Annotated in this window: 14 protein-coding genes and 1 pseudogene; 5 read left to right on the top strand and 10 right to left on the bottom strand. The window is 66.4% G+C overall.

What is annotated here, in order from left to right:
* Window positions 1–11: 11 nt before the first annotated feature.
* The 3 genes from Q0082_RS18840 to Q0082_RS18850 all read right to left on the bottom strand — a co-directional run bounded on the left by Q0082_RS18840 (window position 12) and on the right by Q0082_RS18850 (window position 3649).
* Complete coding sequence (locus tag Q0082_RS18840) at window positions 12–671, bottom strand: XrtA/PEP-CTERM system exopolysaccharide export protein (RefSeq protein ID WP_298195143.1); 660 nt, start codon at window positions 669–671, stop codon at window positions 12–14.
* Window positions 672–874: 203 nt separating this feature from the next.
* Window positions 875–2110 (bottom strand): pyridoxal-dependent decarboxylase, exosortase A system-associated, encoded by a 1236-nt coding sequence (locus tag Q0082_RS18845; protein WP_298195144.1) that lies wholly within the window; start codon window positions 2108–2110, stop codon window positions 875–877.
* Window positions 2111–2113: 3 nt separating this feature from the next.
* The gene (locus tag Q0082_RS18850) at window positions 2114–3649 is read right to left on the bottom strand and encodes an acyl-CoA ligase (AMP-forming), exosortase A system-associated (protein WP_298195145.1); all 1536 of its coding nucleotides are present in this window, start codon (window positions 3647–3649) and stop codon (window positions 2114–2116) included.
* A 35-nt stretch (window positions 3650–3684) separates the two neighbouring features.
* Here Q0082_RS18850 and Q0082_RS18855 point away from each other — a divergent pair, with 35 nt between their 5' ends.
* Genes Q0082_RS18855 through Q0082_RS18870 form a run of 4 tightly spaced genes read left to right on the top strand, consistent with a single transcriptional unit; the run spans window position 3685 to window position 6510 of the window.
* Complete coding sequence (locus Q0082_RS18855; protein WP_298195146.1) at window positions 3685–4740, top strand: GNAT family N-acetyltransferase; 1056 nt, start codon at window positions 3685–3687, stop codon at window positions 4738–4740.
* A gap of 36 nt (window positions 4741–4776) precedes the next feature.
* The gene (locus Q0082_RS18860) at window positions 4777–5046 is read left to right on the top strand and encodes an acyl carrier protein (protein ID WP_298195147.1); all 270 of its coding nucleotides are present in this window, start codon (window positions 4777–4779) and stop codon (window positions 5044–5046) included.
* 10 nt (window positions 5047–5056) lie between these two features.
* Window positions 5057–5728, top strand: a complete 672-nt coding sequence (locus Q0082_RS18865) for a hypothetical protein (protein WP_298195148.1) — start codon at window positions 5057–5059, stop codon at window positions 5726–5728.
* Window positions 5725–6510, top strand: coding sequence for a hydrolase 1, exosortase A system-associated (locus Q0082_RS18870; protein WP_298195149.1), 786 nt, complete (start codon window positions 5725–5727; stop codon window positions 6508–6510). The genes Q0082_RS18865 and Q0082_RS18870 overlap by 4 nt, the downstream gene beginning before the upstream one ends.
* 2 nt (window positions 6511–6512) lie before the next feature.
* On the opposite strand, the gene trxB is transcribed toward Q0082_RS18870, so the two are convergent.
* From trxB to Q0082_RS18885, 3 genes are all read right to left on the bottom strand, one after another.
* Window positions 6513–7484 carry a thioredoxin-disulfide reductase gene (gene trxB, locus Q0082_RS18875; RefSeq protein ID WP_298195150.1) on the bottom strand — a complete coding sequence of 324 codons (972 nt, stop codon included), beginning with the start codon at window positions 7482–7484 and terminating at the stop codon, window positions 6513–6515.
* 76 nt (window positions 7485–7560) lie between these two features.
* Window positions 7561–8499: a glutaminase gene (locus Q0082_RS18880; protein WP_298195151.1), complete on the bottom strand. Its 939-nt coding sequence runs from the start codon at window positions 8497–8499 to the stop codon at window positions 7561–7563.
* A 13-nt stretch (window positions 8500–8512) separates the two neighbouring features.
* Window positions 8513–10474, bottom strand: a complete 1962-nt coding sequence (locus tag Q0082_RS18885) for a S9 family peptidase (RefSeq protein WP_298195152.1) — start codon at window positions 10472–10474, stop codon at window positions 8513–8515.
* Window positions 10475–10662: 188 nt separating this feature from the next.
* On the opposite strand from Q0082_RS18885, the gene Q0082_RS18890 reads away from it, so the two are divergent.
* The gene (locus Q0082_RS18890) at window positions 10663–12429 is read left to right on the top strand and encodes a cation:proton antiporter (RefSeq protein WP_298195153.1); all 1767 of its coding nucleotides are present in this window, start codon (window positions 10663–10665) and stop codon (window positions 12427–12429) included.
* Here the strand turns inward: Q0082_RS18890 and alaS are convergent.
* From alaS to Q0082_RS18910, 4 genes and pseudogenes are all read right to left on the bottom strand, one after another.
* Window positions 12426–15071: an alanine--tRNA ligase gene (gene alaS / locus Q0082_RS18895; protein WP_298195154.1), complete on the bottom strand. Its 2646-nt coding sequence runs from the start codon at window positions 15069–15071 to the stop codon at window positions 12426–12428. The two genes, Q0082_RS18890 and alaS, sit on opposite strands and share 4 nt — an antisense overlap.
* An 82-nt stretch (window positions 15072–15153) precedes the next feature.
* A complete protein-coding gene (locus Q0082_RS18900) occupies window positions 15154–15978 on the bottom strand; it encodes a class I SAM-dependent methyltransferase (RefSeq protein WP_298195155.1) in 825 nt (274 codons plus the stop codon).
* 57 nt (window positions 15979–16035) lie between these two features.
* Window positions 16036–16662, bottom strand: a complete 627-nt coding sequence (locus Q0082_RS18905; protein WP_298195156.1) for a glutathione S-transferase family protein — start codon at window positions 16660–16662, stop codon at window positions 16036–16038.
* A 239-nt stretch (window positions 16663–16901) separates the two neighbouring features.
* Window positions 16902–17339: pseudogene (locus Q0082_RS18910) on the bottom strand (DNA recombination/repair protein RecA); the annotation flags it as partial.

Genomic DNA, 17339 nt, shown 5'->3' on the forward strand with positions numbered 1-17339 from the left:
GGGCGGCATCCTCAGAACGTGCTCTCGGGAATGATGATCACATCCCCCGGCATCAGCATGACGTTGGCGCGCGTATCGCCCTTGCGCAGCAGATCCCCGATCTTCACGCCGTATTCCTTCTGCTGCCCGGTCTGCTTGTCGAAGCGCACCAGCCGCGCCTTGTTGCCCGCCGCGTATTCGGAGAGACCGCCCACCGCGATCATCGCGTCGAGCAAGGTCATGTTGGCGCGGTAGGGAATCGAGGCCGGCTTGCTGGTCGCGCCGACGATGCGCACCTGCTGGCTGAAGGTGCCGGAGAACTTGTTGACGATAACCGAGACGATCGGTTCCTGAATGTATTGCGAAAGCTGGAGCTTGATGTCTTCGGCCAGCATCGAAGGGGTCTTGCCCACCGCCGGCATGTCGGTGATCAGCGGCGTGGTGATGCGCCCATCGGGACGGACCTGCACGGAGGCGCCAAGCTCGGGATTGCGCCACACGAAGATGGTCAGGTCGTCGAGCGGGCCGATGACGTATTCCTCGCCCGGGCCTTCCTGCAGCGCCACGAACGACGCCGGCGGCAACTGCGCACCGCCGCCCCCGCCTGCACAGCCGCCGAGCGACAGGCTCAGCGTGGCCGCAATGGTCAATGACCGGGCCAGCAGGCTGGTGATACGCGTATTCTTGGGCATTGACCGTCCTTTGCGCGCACTGGGTTGGCTTGTCCCATTCGTCCCGCTGCGGGACCACGGGGAGCTCCCATGACTTCCGGGCTATCGCCAAAAAGGGTGAAGATACCGTTAGTCCTGATGCGCATGGCGGCGCCCGCACAAGCGCATTTCCGCCAAAGTCCCGTAACGGGACGGCGGTTCGGGTAAAGGTTAATACCTAAGAATCAGGGGTTTGCGTTAACCAGCCGTTCAGCCGCCGGACCATGCCCGAGAAAGTGAGCCGGGCTCGCACTGGCCCCATAGGCTCCGGCACAGAAAACCGCGACGAGATCACCTTCTTCGGCACGCGGAAAGCCGCCCTTGTCCGCCAGGCGGTCAAGCGGCGTGCAGAGGCAGCCGACGATGCTAGCCTCTTCCTCGACCGGGGCACCGAACCGGGTGGCAATCGCGCTCGGGTAATTGCGGCGCACTACGGTCCCGAAGTTACCACTCGCCGCCAGCTGATGGTGCAGCCCGCCATCGGTAACGAGAAACACTTCGCCGTGGCTTTCCTTGCGGTCGATGATCCGCGTCAAATACACACCGGCCTCGCCGACGAGATAGCGGCCCAGCTCGATGCAGAACGCGGTATCTGCCAGCACGTCCGGCAGGGCGGAGAACTGCGCGCCGAGCGCATCGCCGACCGCAGCCAGATCAAGCGGCGCATCGCCCGGAAAGTAGGGAATGCCAAAGCCGCCGCCGAGATTGCAGGCCGGCAGCACCGCCCGGCTTTCCTCTGCCAGCCGCGCGGCGAGTGCCAGCGTTGCGGCCTGCATTTCAGCGATCGCGGCAGCATCGAGCGTCTGGCTCCCGGCATAGATGTGGAGGCCCCGCCACTCGGCACCTGAAGCCATGATCCGCCGCACCAGCCCAGGCACCAAGGCTGCATCGACACCAAAGGGCTTGGCCCCGCCGCCCATCTTCATCCCCGATCCCTTGAGATCGAAATCGGGATTGACCCGGATCGCCAGCCTTGGCGGCTTGCCCAGCTGCTCGCCGATGGCCAGCGCCCGCTCCGCCTCTCGAGCGGATTCAAGGTTGAGTGTTACCCCGCGCGCGATCGCTGCCTCGAGATCGGCATCGCGCTTGCCGGGCCCCGCAAAGCTGATCCGCTCCGCCGGCACGCCAGCAGCCTCGGCCATCTCGAGCTCTCCGCCCGAAGCGATGTCGAAACCGTCCACCAGCCTTGCCATATGGCGCAGCAGCGGTGCGAAGGGATTGGCCTTCATCGCATAGTGCAGCCCCAGCCGCTCCGGCAGCGCCGCGCGCAGCGCTGCCACCCGGGCGGTGATCAAGGCGCCGTCGTAGACGAACAGCGGCGTGCCCGCCTCGGCTGCCAGTGCGGACGCCGTGTACCCGCCGATGGCAAGCTCGCCATCGATCGCGGCAAATCCGGGCGGAATGGGGCCAAGCGGCTTCATCGATCAGCCCCCTGCCACGGCGGCCGATAATTCCAAGTAAAGACCGGTGCGGTCGAGCTTGCCATTGGGGCTGAGCGGCATGTCTTCGCGCCAATGGATCACGCGCGGCACCATGAAGCCCGGAAGCTCGCGTGCCAGCGCAGCCGGGAGCGCTGCCTCGGCAGCGGCAGCATCACCCTTCGCCCTCGCCACCAGATGGATCGCCTGCCCCAGCGACGAATCGGGTATCCCGAGCGCCACAGCCTCGGCAACCAGCCCGGTCGCGATGGCGGCATCCTCAACTTCCTGCGGGCTCACCCGGTTGCCGGATGTCTTGATCATCGCATCGCGCCGCCCGGCAAAGTGCAGCAGTCCCGCTTCATCGCGCCGCACCCGGTCGCCGGACCAGACCGCCATCCCGCCCATCCGCGAGAACGCCGGCGCCGGCTTGAACCGCTCCGCCGTCCGCTCGGCATCGCGCCAGTACCCTTGCGCCACGAGCGGACCGGCGTGGACCAGTTCGCCCTCCTCATTTGGCCCGGCCACGCGTCCGTCGTCCGCCACCACCATGACCTCGGCAAACGGGATGGCCGTGCCGATCGAAGTGGGGTGCGCATCGACCAGCGCGGGATCAAGATAGGTCGAGCGGAAGGCCTCGGTCAGCCCGTACATCGGAAAGAGACGCGCGCCGGGAAACCGCGCCCGCAGCGCACGCACCAGCGGCTCGGTCAGCGCGCCGCCGCTATTGGTCAGCCGCCTGAGCTTCGCTGCGACCGCCTCGGGCCAATCGAGTTCGGTCAGCTGCAGCCACAGAGGCGGCACTGCGGCAATCGTGGTGATGTCATGGCGCTCCACCGCCTTGATCACGTCGCGCGCCATCAGGTAGTCGAGCGGCACCACGGCGCCGCCGGCATACCAGGTCGAAAGCAGCTGGTTCTGCCCATAATCGAACGCCAGCGGCAGCACCGCCAGCACGCGGTCGTCCACACCCACGCCCAGATAGTGCGCCACGCTCACCGCGCCGAGCCAGAGGTTGGCGTGGCTCAGCATCACACCCTTGGGCCGCCCGGTTGAACCGCTGGTGTAAAGGATTGCCGCCAAGGCATCTGGCGCAGCCTCCGAAGGTCCCAGCGGCGCAAGGCCTTCTGCTGCTGCCCAGACCGCGCTCTCCTCCAGCGCTGCCGCCTCTGCCAGATCGCCCGGCTCCAACGTCGCAACCCGCCCAGCGTTCGCGATCAGCAGTCGCGCGCCGCTGTCAGCCAGAATGTGCGCGACCTGCGCGCGTTTGAGCAGCGGGTTCACCGGCACATGCACCAGCCCGGCGCGCACCGCCGCCAGCGGCATCAGGCAGGCGAGTTCGCTCTTGGGCAGCCAGGTCGCCACTCGCGCGCCCGGCTCCGACACCTCGCGCGCAAGCCACGCGGCAAGCTGTCCTAAACGCCGATTTAACGCCTCATAGCTTAGCGTGCGATCCTTGAAGATGAGCGCTGCCGCTTCCGGCCGCCCTCGCAGCGCGAGGTGGTCGAGCGGATGAACAGTCGGATCGGGCGCGGCGGGCAAGCAGATCTCTCGAAGGCAAGGTCAGGAACGAACAAGTGGGTGTGACGGTCTATCACGCTGATTTGCGGGAAGCGCAAGCCGACCCGGCGCTCGCTGCGCTGCTCGGCCGCTCGCCCGTCAGTGCGCCGTTCGACCGGCTGGACTGGCTTGCGCTGCTCGCAGAGCATTGCCTTCCCGGCACGCCCTGCAAGCTCGCGATCGCGCGCGATGGCGATGCCCTTGCAGTTCTGCCGTTCCGCGAGGGACCTGAAGGCGCCGGCCCGCTCGGCACCTGGTACAGCTTCTTCGTGCGCCCGCTGTTGAACGATCGCGCCAAGGCCCCGATGCTTCTCGAAGGCCTCGCTCGCAGCCTTGCCCCGATCGGCGCGATTGCGCTTGCACCCATGCCCGAAGCCGAGGCTGGCGCCCTTGCCTCGGCCATGCGCACCGCTGGCTGGATCGGCATCGCCGAGCCCTGTGACACCAACCACATCCTGGAGCTTGGGGGGCGCAGCTTTGCTGAGTACTGGGCAGGCCGCCCCGGACAACTCCGCGAAACCGTTCGCCGCAAGACCGCCCGCGGCAGGGTGTCTCTTCGAATTGAGACGACATTTAATGCAGACGATTGGGCAGCTTACGAGGCGATCTACGCAAAGAGCTGGAAGCCCGAGGAAGGCAACCCCGCGTTCCTGCGCGCGTTTGCTGAAGCCGAAGGCGCAGCCGGCGCTTTGCGCATGGGTATCGCCGAGATCGAGGGCGAGCCCGTCGCCGCTCAGTTCTGGACCGTCGAGGGTGGCACGGCCTGGATTCACAAACTCGCGCACGATGAAGCCCACCGGGCCCACTCGCCCGGCACGCTGCTGACTGCCGCGCTCTTCCGTCATGTGATCGACGAGGACCACGTCCACACGGTCGATTTCGGCACCGGCGATGATCCTTACAAGCGCGACTGGATGGAGGCACAGCGCCCGCGCTTTGCGCTGCAGTTCTATCGTCCGGCAGCTGTCGGCCACTGGCCTGCGCTCGCCCGGCTCGCCGCCAGTGCGGTCAAGCGCCGGTTGCACCGTCCGCGCGGCCAACCCGCGCTTGTCTCGCCGCAAGCCGCTAGCTAAGGCGCGTACAACCCCTTTTATCACAAGGCCTTATCCGTGACCTCGACCGACCAGACCGACATCGACCTGCGCAGCCTGCTGAACGACGTGCTCGGCCTCGGTCCGGCGCGCGCTGCGGCGCTGACGGCCGAAAGTGGCCTGTTCGGTGCGCTTCCCGAACTCGATTCAATGGCCGTCGCCGGGCTCCTGACCGAGATCGAAGACCGTTTCGACATCGTGCTCGAAGATGACGACATAGATGGCGAGATGCTCGCAACCTACGGCGATCTCCTCACTTTCATTCGCGCCAAGCGCGGCGAGGCCTGAGCCAGCCTGCATGCCGGCGATCTGGCCCTGCCCCGGCCCGACCGGCATGGTCGAGGAACATGCGGTGGTGTTCGACCGAGCGCGCACCTTCCGCCTGCTGATCGTGTCGCCGCTTTTCGAGGAGATGAACCGCACGCGGCGCATGCTCGTCGAAACCCAGCGCCAGCTGGATGTGCTCGGCGTTGATTCGATGCTCCCTGATTTGCCCGGCTGCAACGAAAGCCTGCAGGCCTTCTCCGCGCAGAGCCTCGGCAGCTGGCGTGATGCCATGGCCGCTGCCGCTCGCCACTTTGCCGCCACGCATGTGCTTGCCGTGCGCGGCGGCGCGCTGGTCTTCCCGACCAGCCTGCCCGGCTGGGTGCTCGAACCGCAGAAGGGCGGCGCGATCCTGCGCCAGCTCCTGCGCGCCCGTGTGCTCTCCGCCAAGGAAGCCGGACGCGAGGAGAACAGCGCGGACCTCCTCGAACACGGCCGCAACCATGGCCTCGAACTGGCCGGCTACCAGCTCTCGGCCGCGCTAGTGGCCGGGCTGGACGCCGCCGTGCCGCAGGATGAGGGGCAAGTGGTCCTCCGGCAGGCGGCCCTTGGCGGCAGTGCCTTGTGGCTCCGCAGCGAGCCGGGCGAAGATTCCGCCCAATCGGCCAATCTCGCCCGGATCATCGCGCTGGATGAGGGTGGATGATGCGCTGTCACCTTACCTTCCCCTGCGGCCCTGACACGCTTGTTGGTACGCTCGACATGGAAGCCGCCACCGGCTCCACGGGCGTGCTGCTCGTCTCGGGCGGGCGGGAGATCCGTTCAGGCAGCTGGGGCGGACAGGCCAGGATCGCCGTCCGTCTGGCCGCCGCCGGCGTCCCCGTCTTCCGCTACGACCGCCGCGGTGTGGGCGAGAGCGAGGGCACCGATCCGGGCTTCCAGCACACCCGCGAAGACATCACCGCCGCGCTCGCCGCCTTCCGCGCGGCTGTGCCGACCCTTCGCCGCGTGATCGCATTTGGCAACTGTGACGCCGCCGCCGCGCTGATGCTCCACGGCTCGGAGATCGGGTTCGACGGACTCGTCCTCGCCAATCCGTGGACGCTGGAAACCGAAGAAGCCGATGCAGCTCCACCCGCAGCGTTGCGCCGGCGCTACCTCGCAAAGCTTGCCAATCCGCGCGAAGTCTTCCGGCTCCTCACCGGCGGCGTGAATCTTGCCAAACTCGGACGCGGCCTCAGGCAAGCTGCCTCCGCCCCGGTCAAATCCTCGCTGGTCGACACGTTGGCGACCAGTCTGGCGCGCTTCTCCGGCCCGGTCACGATCCTCCTCGCCACCGGCGACCGCACCGCCCAGATGTTCGAAGCCGTATGGAGCAAGGACGACCCACGCATCCGCCACCATGCCAGCAGCGGCCACAGCTTCGCCGGCGAAGACGCCCAGGACTGGCTATGTGAGCGGCTGCTGGAAGTGGTGCGCGTGCTTTAGCGCTACTCCGCCGCCACGGCCTGCGCCGCGGCAAAGGCATGTTCGGCGAGGAAACGCTCGGCATCGAGCGCCGCCATGCAGCCGGTTCCCGCCGCAGTCACGGCCTGGCGATAGGTGTGGTCCATTACGTCGCCGCAAGCAAAAACGCCCGGAATCGCTGTCTTGGGGGTGCCCGGCTGCACGACGATATAGCCGCTCTCGTCGAGCTCCAGCTTGCCCTTGAACAGCTCGGTTGCTGGCGCATGGCCGATCGCCACGAACGCGCCATCTGTCGCGAGCGATGACGCCTCACCCGTCACCGTATCGAGAAGTTCCACCGCTTCGAGGACGCCGCCTGCCGCGCCGGTGAAGCGCGTTACTGCCTTGTTCCACAACACCTTGATGCGCGGATTGCTCATCAGGCGGTCCTGGAGGATCTTCTCGGCGCGAAGGCTGTCGCGGCGGTGGATCAGCGTCACTTCAGGCGAATGATTGGTAAGGTAAAGCGCTTCCTCGACCGCGGTGTTGCCGCCACCAATGACTACCACCTTCTTGCCGCGATAGAAGAACCCGTCGCACGTAGCGCAAGCCGACACGCCCTTGCCGCCGAACTCCTGCTCGCCCGGCACGCCCAGCCAACGTGCCTGCGCACCCGTCGCAATCACCAGCACATCGCCTTCATAGACATCGCCGCTGTCGCCATGCGCACGGAACGGGGGGCCATCGAGGCTCACTTCGGTGATGGTGTCCCACAGCATTCGCGTGCCGACATGTTCGGCCTGCGCCTGCATCTCCTGCATCAGCCACGGGCCCTGGATCACGTCGCGAAAGCCGGGATAGTTCTCGACATCGGTGGTGATCGTGAGCTGTCCGCCGGGCTGGAGGCCTTGCACAACGATCGGCTCCATCCCCGCACGTGCGCCATAGATGGCGGCGGAAAGCCCGGCCGGGCCGGAACCGATGATCAGCATGCGGGTTTTGTGCGTGGTAGCCATGAAATCCTCCAGTGGGAGCGGGAAATAAGGCGAGCCCCTGCGGAATACGAGTCCCGCCTTGGTGCTATTCCCCGAATTAGCTTCGGCAGGCCTCGAAAACCGACCATCCGGTGGCCGCCGCCAGCCGCTCAAGCGCCAATGCGCCGAGCTGCGAATTCCCCTTCGCGTTGAGCCCGGGCGACCACACCGCGATGCTCGCCGTCCCCGGCACGACCGCAAGAATGCCGCCGCCCACGCCTGATTTGCCAGGCAGGCCGACGCGGAAGGCAAACTCGCCCGAATTGTCATAGTGCCCGCACAGCATCATCAGCGCGTTGATCCGCCGTGCGCGCTGCGGCGTCACGATGCAGCGCCCCGTCGCCGGATCGCGCCCGTCATGCGCAAGAAAACGCCCTGCCATGGCCAGCTGCCGGCAGCTCATGGCAAGCGCGCACTGGTGGAAATAGACACCGAGCGCCTGCTCCACCGGGTGCTGCAGGTTCGCGAAGGCACGCATGTAGTTGGCGAGCGCCATGTTGCGATAGCCGGTCGCCAGCTCCGCCGCCGCGACCGCCGCATCGATCGTGATCGCCTCGTCGCCTGCCAGCGCGCGCACAAAACGCAGTACGCCCGCGATGGCCTCAGCCGGCGTCCCGCCCGCCAAAAGCACATCGGCCACTACGATGGCACCCGCGTTGATGAACGGATTGCGGGGAATGCCCTGCTCGGTCTCGAGTTGCACGATCGAGTTGAAGGCGCTGCCCGAAGGCTCGCGCCCGACCCGCTGCCATAGCGCGTCACCCACCATGCCCAGCGCCAGGGTCAACGAAAAGACCTTGGAAACCGACTGGATCGAGAACGGCTCCTCCGCATCCCCGCCGAGATGCACCGAGCCGTCGGCCAGCACCACTGCCATCCCGAACCGGTCCGGCGAGATACGCGCCAGCGGCGGGATATAGTCCGCAACGCGGCCCCGCTCGGTGGCGGCGCGCATCTCATCGGCGATCTCGGCAACGATGGAAGCGATATGGGCCATAGGCTTGCTGGCCTTACTTCAGATGCTGCTTGTACCAGTCGACAATCCGCTCGAGCCGATCGCGCTGGAAGCTCGGCCGGGCGATGCCGTGGTTTTCGTCCGGATAGCCGATCAGCCGCGTCGGCACGCCTGTGATCTTGAGCGCCTGATAGAGTTGCTGTCCGCCGATCAGCGGCACGTTGTCATCGGCAATCCCGCCCATGAACATCGTCGGGGTCTTGATTCGGTCGGCGTGAAGCAGCGGCTCCGAAAGCCGCAGCCACAGCGCCGTATCCTGCCACGGCCCGCCCAGTTCCTGCGCGTACTGCTGGACATACTGGTCGACCCCGAACAGCGCGAAGATGTTGCCCTCGCCCGCCCCGCTGAATGCAGCCTTGAAGCGGTTGTCGCGCACGATCAGGAAATCGGTGAGGATGCCGCCGTAGCTCCAGCCACCGACCATCAGGCGCGCCGGATCGGCCACGCCCTGCGCCACGGCCCAGTCGGTCGCAGCATGGAGGTCGAGCACTTCCTTGTTACCCCAATCGGCCGCAATCGTGGTGCCATAGACATCGCCCCGCCCCGAACTGCCGCGATAGTTGACCGCGAGCACAGCATAACTTTGTGCTGCAAACCATTGGCGGAACGGATCGATCTCGTGCGAATCCTGCGCGGTCGGCCCGCCGTGGATCCACAGCACCGTAGGATAGCGCTGCCCCTCGACATAGCCCGCCGGAAGCGTGAGCAGGCCGTGGACTTCGCTGCCATCGGTCGTCTTCGCGGCAAAATCGCGCACCGGCGACCAGGCTATCATGCTGTTCAAGGCGCGGTTGTGCGCCGTGAGCGCCCGCATTGCAGTGCCTTCAAGCGCATAGACTTCGGGCATCACCGCATCGCCGCTGGCAATCACCGCGCGCGGCGCCTTGGGATCCTTGCTGGCGCACTGGTCTGCCACGGCAAGTTTGCCATCGCCCAGCCGCTGGATCGCCCCCGAGGCGGGATCAATCACGGCCGGAACTTCTCGCCGGTCTTCAGCAAGGATCGCGCCGACCCGTCCGCCGCCAAGGTCAACCAGCCGCTGCACATAGATATCGCCGGTTGAAGCAACCGTCCTCGTCTGCCCGCTTGCCACATCGGTCTGGGCGAGATGCGGCTGGTTGTATTGGTTGAGCTTGGCCTCATTGCCAATGAGATGGGTGATCTTCGTCCCGTCGGCCGACCAGATCAGCGATTGTCCCGATGCCGAAGGCACCTTGGCTACGAGGCGCGGCAAGGCGCCCGGCTTTGCCTCCACCACCGTCAGCCACTGCGTTGCCGGTGCGGCGCTGTCGAGCGCATGGTTGGCGAGATAAGCGATGGTCTTGCCGTCCGGGGACCATTCGGCGGTGGTCACATCGAACGAATCCGAAGCTGTCAGCCGCGTCTCGGCCTTGGTTGCCAGATCGAACAACGCCAGATGCGCATGGTCCGTCGCGGTGATGAAGCCGGTCCCGTCTTCCTTGAACTTCACGTCATCGACCACCACTGGCAGCGGCCGCTCCGGGTCGTCCTTGGGCGGCTCGGGCGCAGGATCGGTAATCAGCAGTAGCAGGGACTTCGAATCCGGTGACCAGCGGAAATCGGCAATCGAGCCCTTCACATCGGTGAGCTTGCTGGCCTCGCCGCCGCGGCGGTCAAGCAGCCAGACCTGGGCCTGCTTGTCCTTGCCTCGCTTCGACAGGAAGGCGATCGTCCGGCCATCAGGGCTGAACGCGGGCGCGCTCGCGCTGTCCTCGCCGCTCGTCAGCTGCAGCGGCGCCGTGCCGCCCTTGCCCGCCGCGATATCCACCAGCCACAGCGCCTTTCGCCGCTTGTCCGCCTTCATGTCGGCCTCGTTGACCACATAGACCGCTTGCCGCCCGTCCGGCGCGCAAGTCAGGCCCGAAAGCGAACGCATGGCGAGCACGTCATCGACCGTAATGGCGTGCTTCACTGGCGCCGCGCCGCCCTCGGCCATGGCCGGCAGCCCCGAAAGGCCCACACATCCCGCGAGCCCCAGACCAATTCCCCTGCGCCAAGCCCTTATCGCCATCATGTGCCCCCCGTGGATGCCCGATTAAGGGCAAAGCCTAACCGGCCCTTTCCGCTGCGGCAATGGCACCTTATTCCATGACAACGCCGTCCGCCCGGCTAGAATGGCCGGACATGGCAGGACATCTCGAATTCAACACATCGATGAGCGACGTGCTCGTCGTCCTCGGCGCAGCGGGCATCGTCATTCCCGCCTTCGCCCGCGCGCGCATCACACCGGTGATCGGCTTCATCCTTGTCGGCGTGCTGGTCGGCCCGTTCGGCCTCGGCCGTCTCGTCGATCAGATCCCCGCGCTCTACTTTGTCACGATCACCCGGCCCGAGGCGATTGCCCCGTTCGCCGAACTGGGCGTGATCCTCCTGCTGTTCGAGATCGGGCTCGAACTGTCCTTCGGCCGCTTGTGGGAGATGCGCGCGCAGGTCTTCGGCCTTGGTGCGACAAAACTTCTCCTCTCTGCCGCCCTACTCACGCTCGTGCTCCTCGCGATGCGCCACGATGTGCCCGCGGCCGCCGGGCTTGGCATTGCGCTCGCGCTCTCCTCCACAGCGCTGGTCTTGCCGATTACCGGCACGCAGGGGCCTGTCGGCCGCCGCGCGCTGGCCATGCTGTTGCTCGAGGATATCGCGCTCGTCCCGATCATCTTCGTCCTCGGCGCCTTCGGCCCGGGAGGCGAGAGCGGTGCCGCGCTCTTCGCGACACTTTGGCGCGGTGCGATCATTGTCACGGTCATGCTCACGCTTGGCCGCTTCCTCCTGCCCCGCCTATTCGCCAGCGCGGCGCGCACCAAGAGCCCCGAACTCTTCCTCGCTTTCAGCCTCCTCGTGGTGATCGCCGCTGCACTCGCCACTGCCGGCGCCGGCCTGTCCCCGATCATGGGTGCGCTGCTTGCCGGCCTCCTCATCGCCGAAACCGACTACTCGCGCGAAGTCGAAGCGCTCACCGCACCGTTCAAGGGCCTCGCGCTCGGCGTGTTCCTGATCACTGTCGGCATGAGCATTGATGTGGAAGAGATCTGGCGCCAGCTCGGCCAGATCGCGCTCGGCGTCGCCGCCGTGCTGGCCGCCAAGGCGCTCGTCACGGCGCTGTTGCTGCGTATTGGCGGGGCGAGCCGGGGGGTTGCTGCCGAAGTCGGCCTCCTCCTCGCGGCGCCGTCCGAGACGACCCTCATCGTCCTGACGGCCGCCGCAGCCGCAGGGCTGGTGAGCCACGAGAACGCCCAATTCTGGCAGATCGTTACAGCGCTCGGCCTTACGCTCACGCCGCTGCTTGCGATGGTCGGCCGCAGAATCGCCAGGGCCGTTGATCGCCCCGGCGATACCCCGGCCGCAACCGCCCCCAGCGACGCCACCGGCCAGGCGCTCGTCTTCGGCTATGGCCGCGTTGGCCGCCTCGTCGGCGCTATGCTCGCCCGGCACGAAGTTCCATGGCTCGCGCTCGATGCCGATCCGGCGCTCGTCTCGCAGGCCCGTATTGCGGGCGATCCAGTGATCTACGGGAATGTCGCAAATGCGGCCCTTCTCGAGAAGCTCCATCTCGAATCCGCACGCGCGGTCATCATCACGATGGACGAGCCGGTCCTTGTCAGCCGCACGGTCCGCCGCATCCGTGCCGCACACCCCGATCTGCCCATCATCGTGCGCGCCCGCGATGCCGATCACGCCGCCGAACTCTATCGTGCCGGCGCCAGCGACGCCGTGCCCGAAACGCTTGAAAGCTCACTCCAGCTTTCCGAAGCCGTGCTCGTCGACATGGGTGTGCCCATGGGCCCCGTGATCGCCTCGATCCACGAAATGCGCGACGAACTGCGCGAGGCGATCATGCAAGGCGGCGGGCTCGAGCAGAAGCCGCGCCTCAAGGCAGCGGGGCTGCGGGACCGTTAGAGCGTAATGACAGCCTTCACCGCCGCAATCGCCTCGGCCGCCTTGCTGCCGTCCGGACCGCCGCCCTGGGCCATGTCGGGTCGTCCGCCGCCGCCCTTGCCGCCCAGCGCATCGACGCCGGCGCGCACCAGATCGACCGCGCTGACCTTGCCTACGAGATCCTCCGTCACCGCCGCGGCGATGCTAGCCTTGCCCTCGTTGACCGCCACGATCACCGCCACGCCCGAACCCATGCGGGTCTTGGCCTGATCCAGCAGCCCGCGCAGCTCCTTGGGATCGAGCCCTTCGAGCACCTGGCCCGAGAAGGTAACATCACCCACCTTCTCGTCCGCATTCTCAGCCTTGGCGCCGCCGCCGCCCAGCGCGAGGGCCTTTTTGGCCTCCGCAAGTTCGCGCTCCAGCTTACGCCGCTCTTCAAGCAGCGCGCCAACGCGGGTTTCCACATCATCCGGCGTCGTGCGCAGCAGACCCGCCGCGCGCTTCAGCGCTTCCTCGCGGCTCACCAGCCACGCCCGCGCGTCCTCGCCTGTCAGCGCCTCGATGCGCCGCACGCCTGACGACACCGAGCCTTCGCTCACGATCCGCAGCACGCCGATATCGCCCAGCGCGCGCACATGGGTGCCGCCGCACAGTTCCACCGAATAGGGCGCACCGTTCCCGGTGCCCATGCTCAGCACGCGCACTTCATCGCCGTACTTTTCGCCGAACAGCGCCATCGCACCCGCGGCAATCGCGTCCTCCGGCGTCATCAATCGCGTTGTTACCGGAGCATTGGCGCGAATTTCGGCGTTCACTTCGGCTTCGATCGCCGCGATGTCCTCAGGCGTCAGCGCGGTCGGCTGCGAGAAGTCGAAGCGAAGGCGATCAGCCGAAACCATCGAGCCCTTCTGCGTGACATGCGCGCCCAGCCGGTTGCGCAGTGCCTGGTGCAACAAGTGCGTCGCCGAATGGTTCGCGCGCGTGGCATCACGCCGCGCCACATCGATCGCAAGCTGAACGGCATCGCCCACCTTGACCGAACCGGCCTCAACCGTGCCGATATGCGCGTGCAGCCGCCCAAGCGGCTTGGCCGTGTCGCTCACGGCAATGCGCAGGCCCTCAACCGTGCTGATCGTGCCGGCGTCGCCCATCTGGCCGCCGCTTTCACCATAGAACGGTGTCTGGTTGGTCAGCACGGTCACGGCTTCGCCCGCATGGGCCTCGGTCACTTCCTTGCCGTCCCTGACCAGCGCGACGACGACGCCCTCGCCGATATTGGCGGTATAGCCGGTGAACTCGGTCGCGCCCTCGCGTTCCGCGATGTCGAACCACACTTCGCTGTCGGCGGTCTGGCCGGAGCCCTTCCACGCCGCGCGCGCGGCCGCCTTCTGCTGCGCCATCGCCGCCTCGAAGCCGGCGCGGTCGACGGAGATGCCCCGCGCCCTCAGTGCGTCCTCGGTCAGGTCATAGGGGAAGCCATAAGTGTCGTAGAGCTTGAACGCGGTCGTGCCGGGCAGGCTGTCGCCCTCGCCCAGATCACCCGCTTCCTCATCGAGCAGCTTGAGCCCGTTGGCCAGCGTGCGGCGGAACTGCACTTCCTCGCGCAGCAGCGTCTCTTCGACCAACGGTCGTGCGCGTCCGAGTTCGGGGAAGGCTTGCCCCATCTCGGTGACAAGCGAGCCCACCAGCCGGTGCATCAGCGGCTCTTTCGCACCAAGCAGGTGCGCATGGCGCATCGCGCGGCGCATGATCCGCCGCAGCACATAGCCGCGCCCTTCGTTCGAAGGCAGCACCCCGTCCGCCAGCAGGAAGCTCGAGGAGCGCAAGTGGTCGGCGATGACGCGGTGGCTTGCGCGGCCATCGCCCTCGGCCTTGGTGCCGGTCAGGCTCTCCGAGGCAGCGATCAGCGCGCGGAAGGTGTCAGTGTCATAGTTGTCGTGCTGGCCCTGCAGCACCGCTGCCACGCGCTCGATGCCCATGCCGGTATCGATGCTCGGGCTCGGCAGATTCGAACGGGTACCATCGGCGGCCTGCTCGAACTGCATGAACACGAGGTTCCATATCTCGATAAAGCGGTCGCCATCCTCGTCCGGTGATCCCGGAGGTCCGCCGAAGATATGATCCCCGTGGTCGTAGAAGATCTCCGAGCACGGCCCGCACGGGCCCGTATCGCCCATCGACCAGAAGTTGTCAGACGTCGGAATGCGAATGATCCGGTCATCGGAAAGCCCGGCGATCTTCTTCCACAGGCCGAACGCCTCGTCGTCGGTGTGATAGACCGTGACGAGCAGCTTGTCCTTGGGCAGCCCCCACTCGCGCGTCAGCAGGGTCCAGGCGTGGGTGATCGCCTGTTCCTTAAAGTAGTCGCCGAAGGAGAAATTGCCCAGCATCTCGAAGAACGTGTGATGCCGAGCGGTATAGCCCACGTTGTCGAGATCGTTGTGCTTACCGCCTGCCCGCACGCACTTCTGCGAGGAGGTCGCCCGCTTGGTCGCGCGCGTTTCGAGACCCGTGAACACGTTCTTGAACGGAACCATGCCCGCATTGGTGAACATGAGAGTCGGGTCGTTGAACGGCACCAGCGGCGCGGACGGCACGATCTCATGCCCGGCAGCACCGAAGTAGTCGAGGAAGGACCGGCGGATTTCGTTGGTCGAAGTCATGGAAAGCCGATTAGGCGAGCGTTCGGCGCGGAACAAGCACGTTTCAGCTATCCCGGTGTGCTTGTCCCCATGATGGAGGGGGTCAGCGGTTGTCGGCGGTCGCCGTCACCAGCCACGCAGCCCCCGGGAAACAGACCCGACCGCCGACATGGCGCGACTGGACGAGTTCAAGCAGGCCCCGCTCGAAGGCTGCGCGGGCCTGATCGGGCAGAGTGCGAATTGCGGCCGCGGCAGGGCCGATCCGGCTGAAGAACGAAAGCGCATCGGCGACGGGATTCGTGCCTGATCCAGCCACATAGGCGAAATCGAGCGGCTTGAACGCAATGTCGCGCCAGCCTTTGAGACAGCGCCGCACATGATCGGGATCGGCGAAAGCAAAGGGACCGGGCGCAAACTCGCTCGCTGGGACGGGCTTTGCCGGCGGCAGCAGGCGCGCAATGTCCATCGCCCAGGGATTCTCCGCTGCGGCCCGGAAGCAGGAGAACACCATGCGCGCGCCCGGCGCGGCCTTGGCGGAGAGATGGGCGAACGTCGCGGGCGGATCGGTGAAGAACATCACCCCGTGGCGCGAGATGTACAAATCAGGAGCAACGCCGCCAGCCTCCCACGCCGACGCATCAGCAACTGTGAAGGCAAGATTGGCAAGACCTGCTGCGCGGCTCCGCGCTGCCTCGACCAGCTCCCCGGAGATATCGATGCCGGTGACTTGTGCACCGGGACGTGCCGCCGCGATAGCAAGCGACAGTTCGCCCGCCCCGCAGCCCACATCGATGACCCGCTCTCCAGGCTCGGCCGCAATGGCTTCAAGCAGATAAGGCGTAAGCGCGGCAAAGCTGCGGTCAGTCCGCTCCCACTCTGCCGCCCAGTTCTGGCCGACCCGGCCCTGCCACTCTTGCGCACCCGTCATGCCCCGAAGGCTATGCCTCGGTGCCCGTCCCGGCAAGCGTTATTGCGGCAATTCCGGTCAGGTTGCGAAATAGGGGCCGCCCTTGGCGCGCGCGGCCTGCCAAGCCGGACGCGCATGGATCGCACCCACGAAAGCAGCGAGTTTGGGAAAGGTCGCGCTCATGCCCTGCATCACCACGACTTCGGCAGGAAAACTCAGCATGACGTCCGCACCGGTCCAGTCATCACCGATGAAATGGCCGGACGGACGCAGGATCTGCTCAAGATAGCCGAAGTGGGCGGCGAGCTGCTCATGGATCCGCTCGTGCAGCGGCGCGCCGGCCTCACCGAGGCGCGAGACGTACAGGTTGAGCAGGATCGGCGTCATGGCCGAGCCCTCGGCAAAGTGCATAAGCTCGTTGTGCCGCAGCGCGTCGTCGGTGCCCGGCGCGGGAAGCCATTTGCCCGCACCGTGCGTCTCGCACAGATACTGCACGATCGCACCGGACTCCTCGATCACGCGGCCATCGACCTCGAGCAGCGGCGACTTGCCGAGTGGATGGACCGCCTTGAGTTCGGCGGGCGCAAGATTGGTGACGGCATCGCGCTGGTAGATCTTGAGCTCGTAAGAAACGCCCAGCTCCTCAAGCAGCCAGAGGATGCGCTGCGAACGGCTGTTGTTGAGGTGATGGAGGATGATCGACATCAGGTTTCCTTTCCGAGGGGCCGGACGAGCGCCCGTGGTTGGTACCACGCTAGGTGTTTTCTCCGGAGTGCGAAAGCGTCTGATGCCAGCTGGCTGACCATGACCAGCTGGAACGGTGCCTTGCGCCGAGAGTCCCTCGCCCGGAAAAGAAACCGGCGCGTTCCTTCCGGGGAACGCGCCGGTCTTTGGACTGGCGGCGGGGTGCGGGGGAATGGGGGAAGCCCCCGCCGCCTGAAGGGTCAGATGTCGTCGTCCGCGTCCGGACCCACCATCAGCCCTTCGGCGACCTTGTCGGTCTGGCCGCGGATCGCAGCTTCCAACTTGTCGCAAAGTTCGCGATTTTCGCGCAGGTAGTTCTTGGCGTTCTCGCGGCCCTGCCCGATCCGGATCGAATCATAGCTGAACCACGCGCCCGACTTCTCGACCAGCCCGGCCTTGACGCCGAGATCGAGAATCTCGCCGATCTTCGAGATGCCCTCGCCGTACATGATGTCGAACTCGACCTGCTTGAACGGCGGGGCGACCTTGTTCTTGACGACCTTCACGCGGGTGGCATTACCGACGATATCGTCGCGGTCCTTGATCTGGCCGGTGCGACGGATATCGAGGCGGACCGAGGCGTAGAACTTGAGCGCGTTGCCGCCCGTCGTCGTCTCCGGATTGCCGTACATCACGCC

The organism is Novosphingobium sp. (assembly GCF_027489515.1).
GTDB lineage: Bacteria > Pseudomonadota > Alphaproteobacteria > Sphingomonadales > Sphingomonadaceae > Novosphingobium.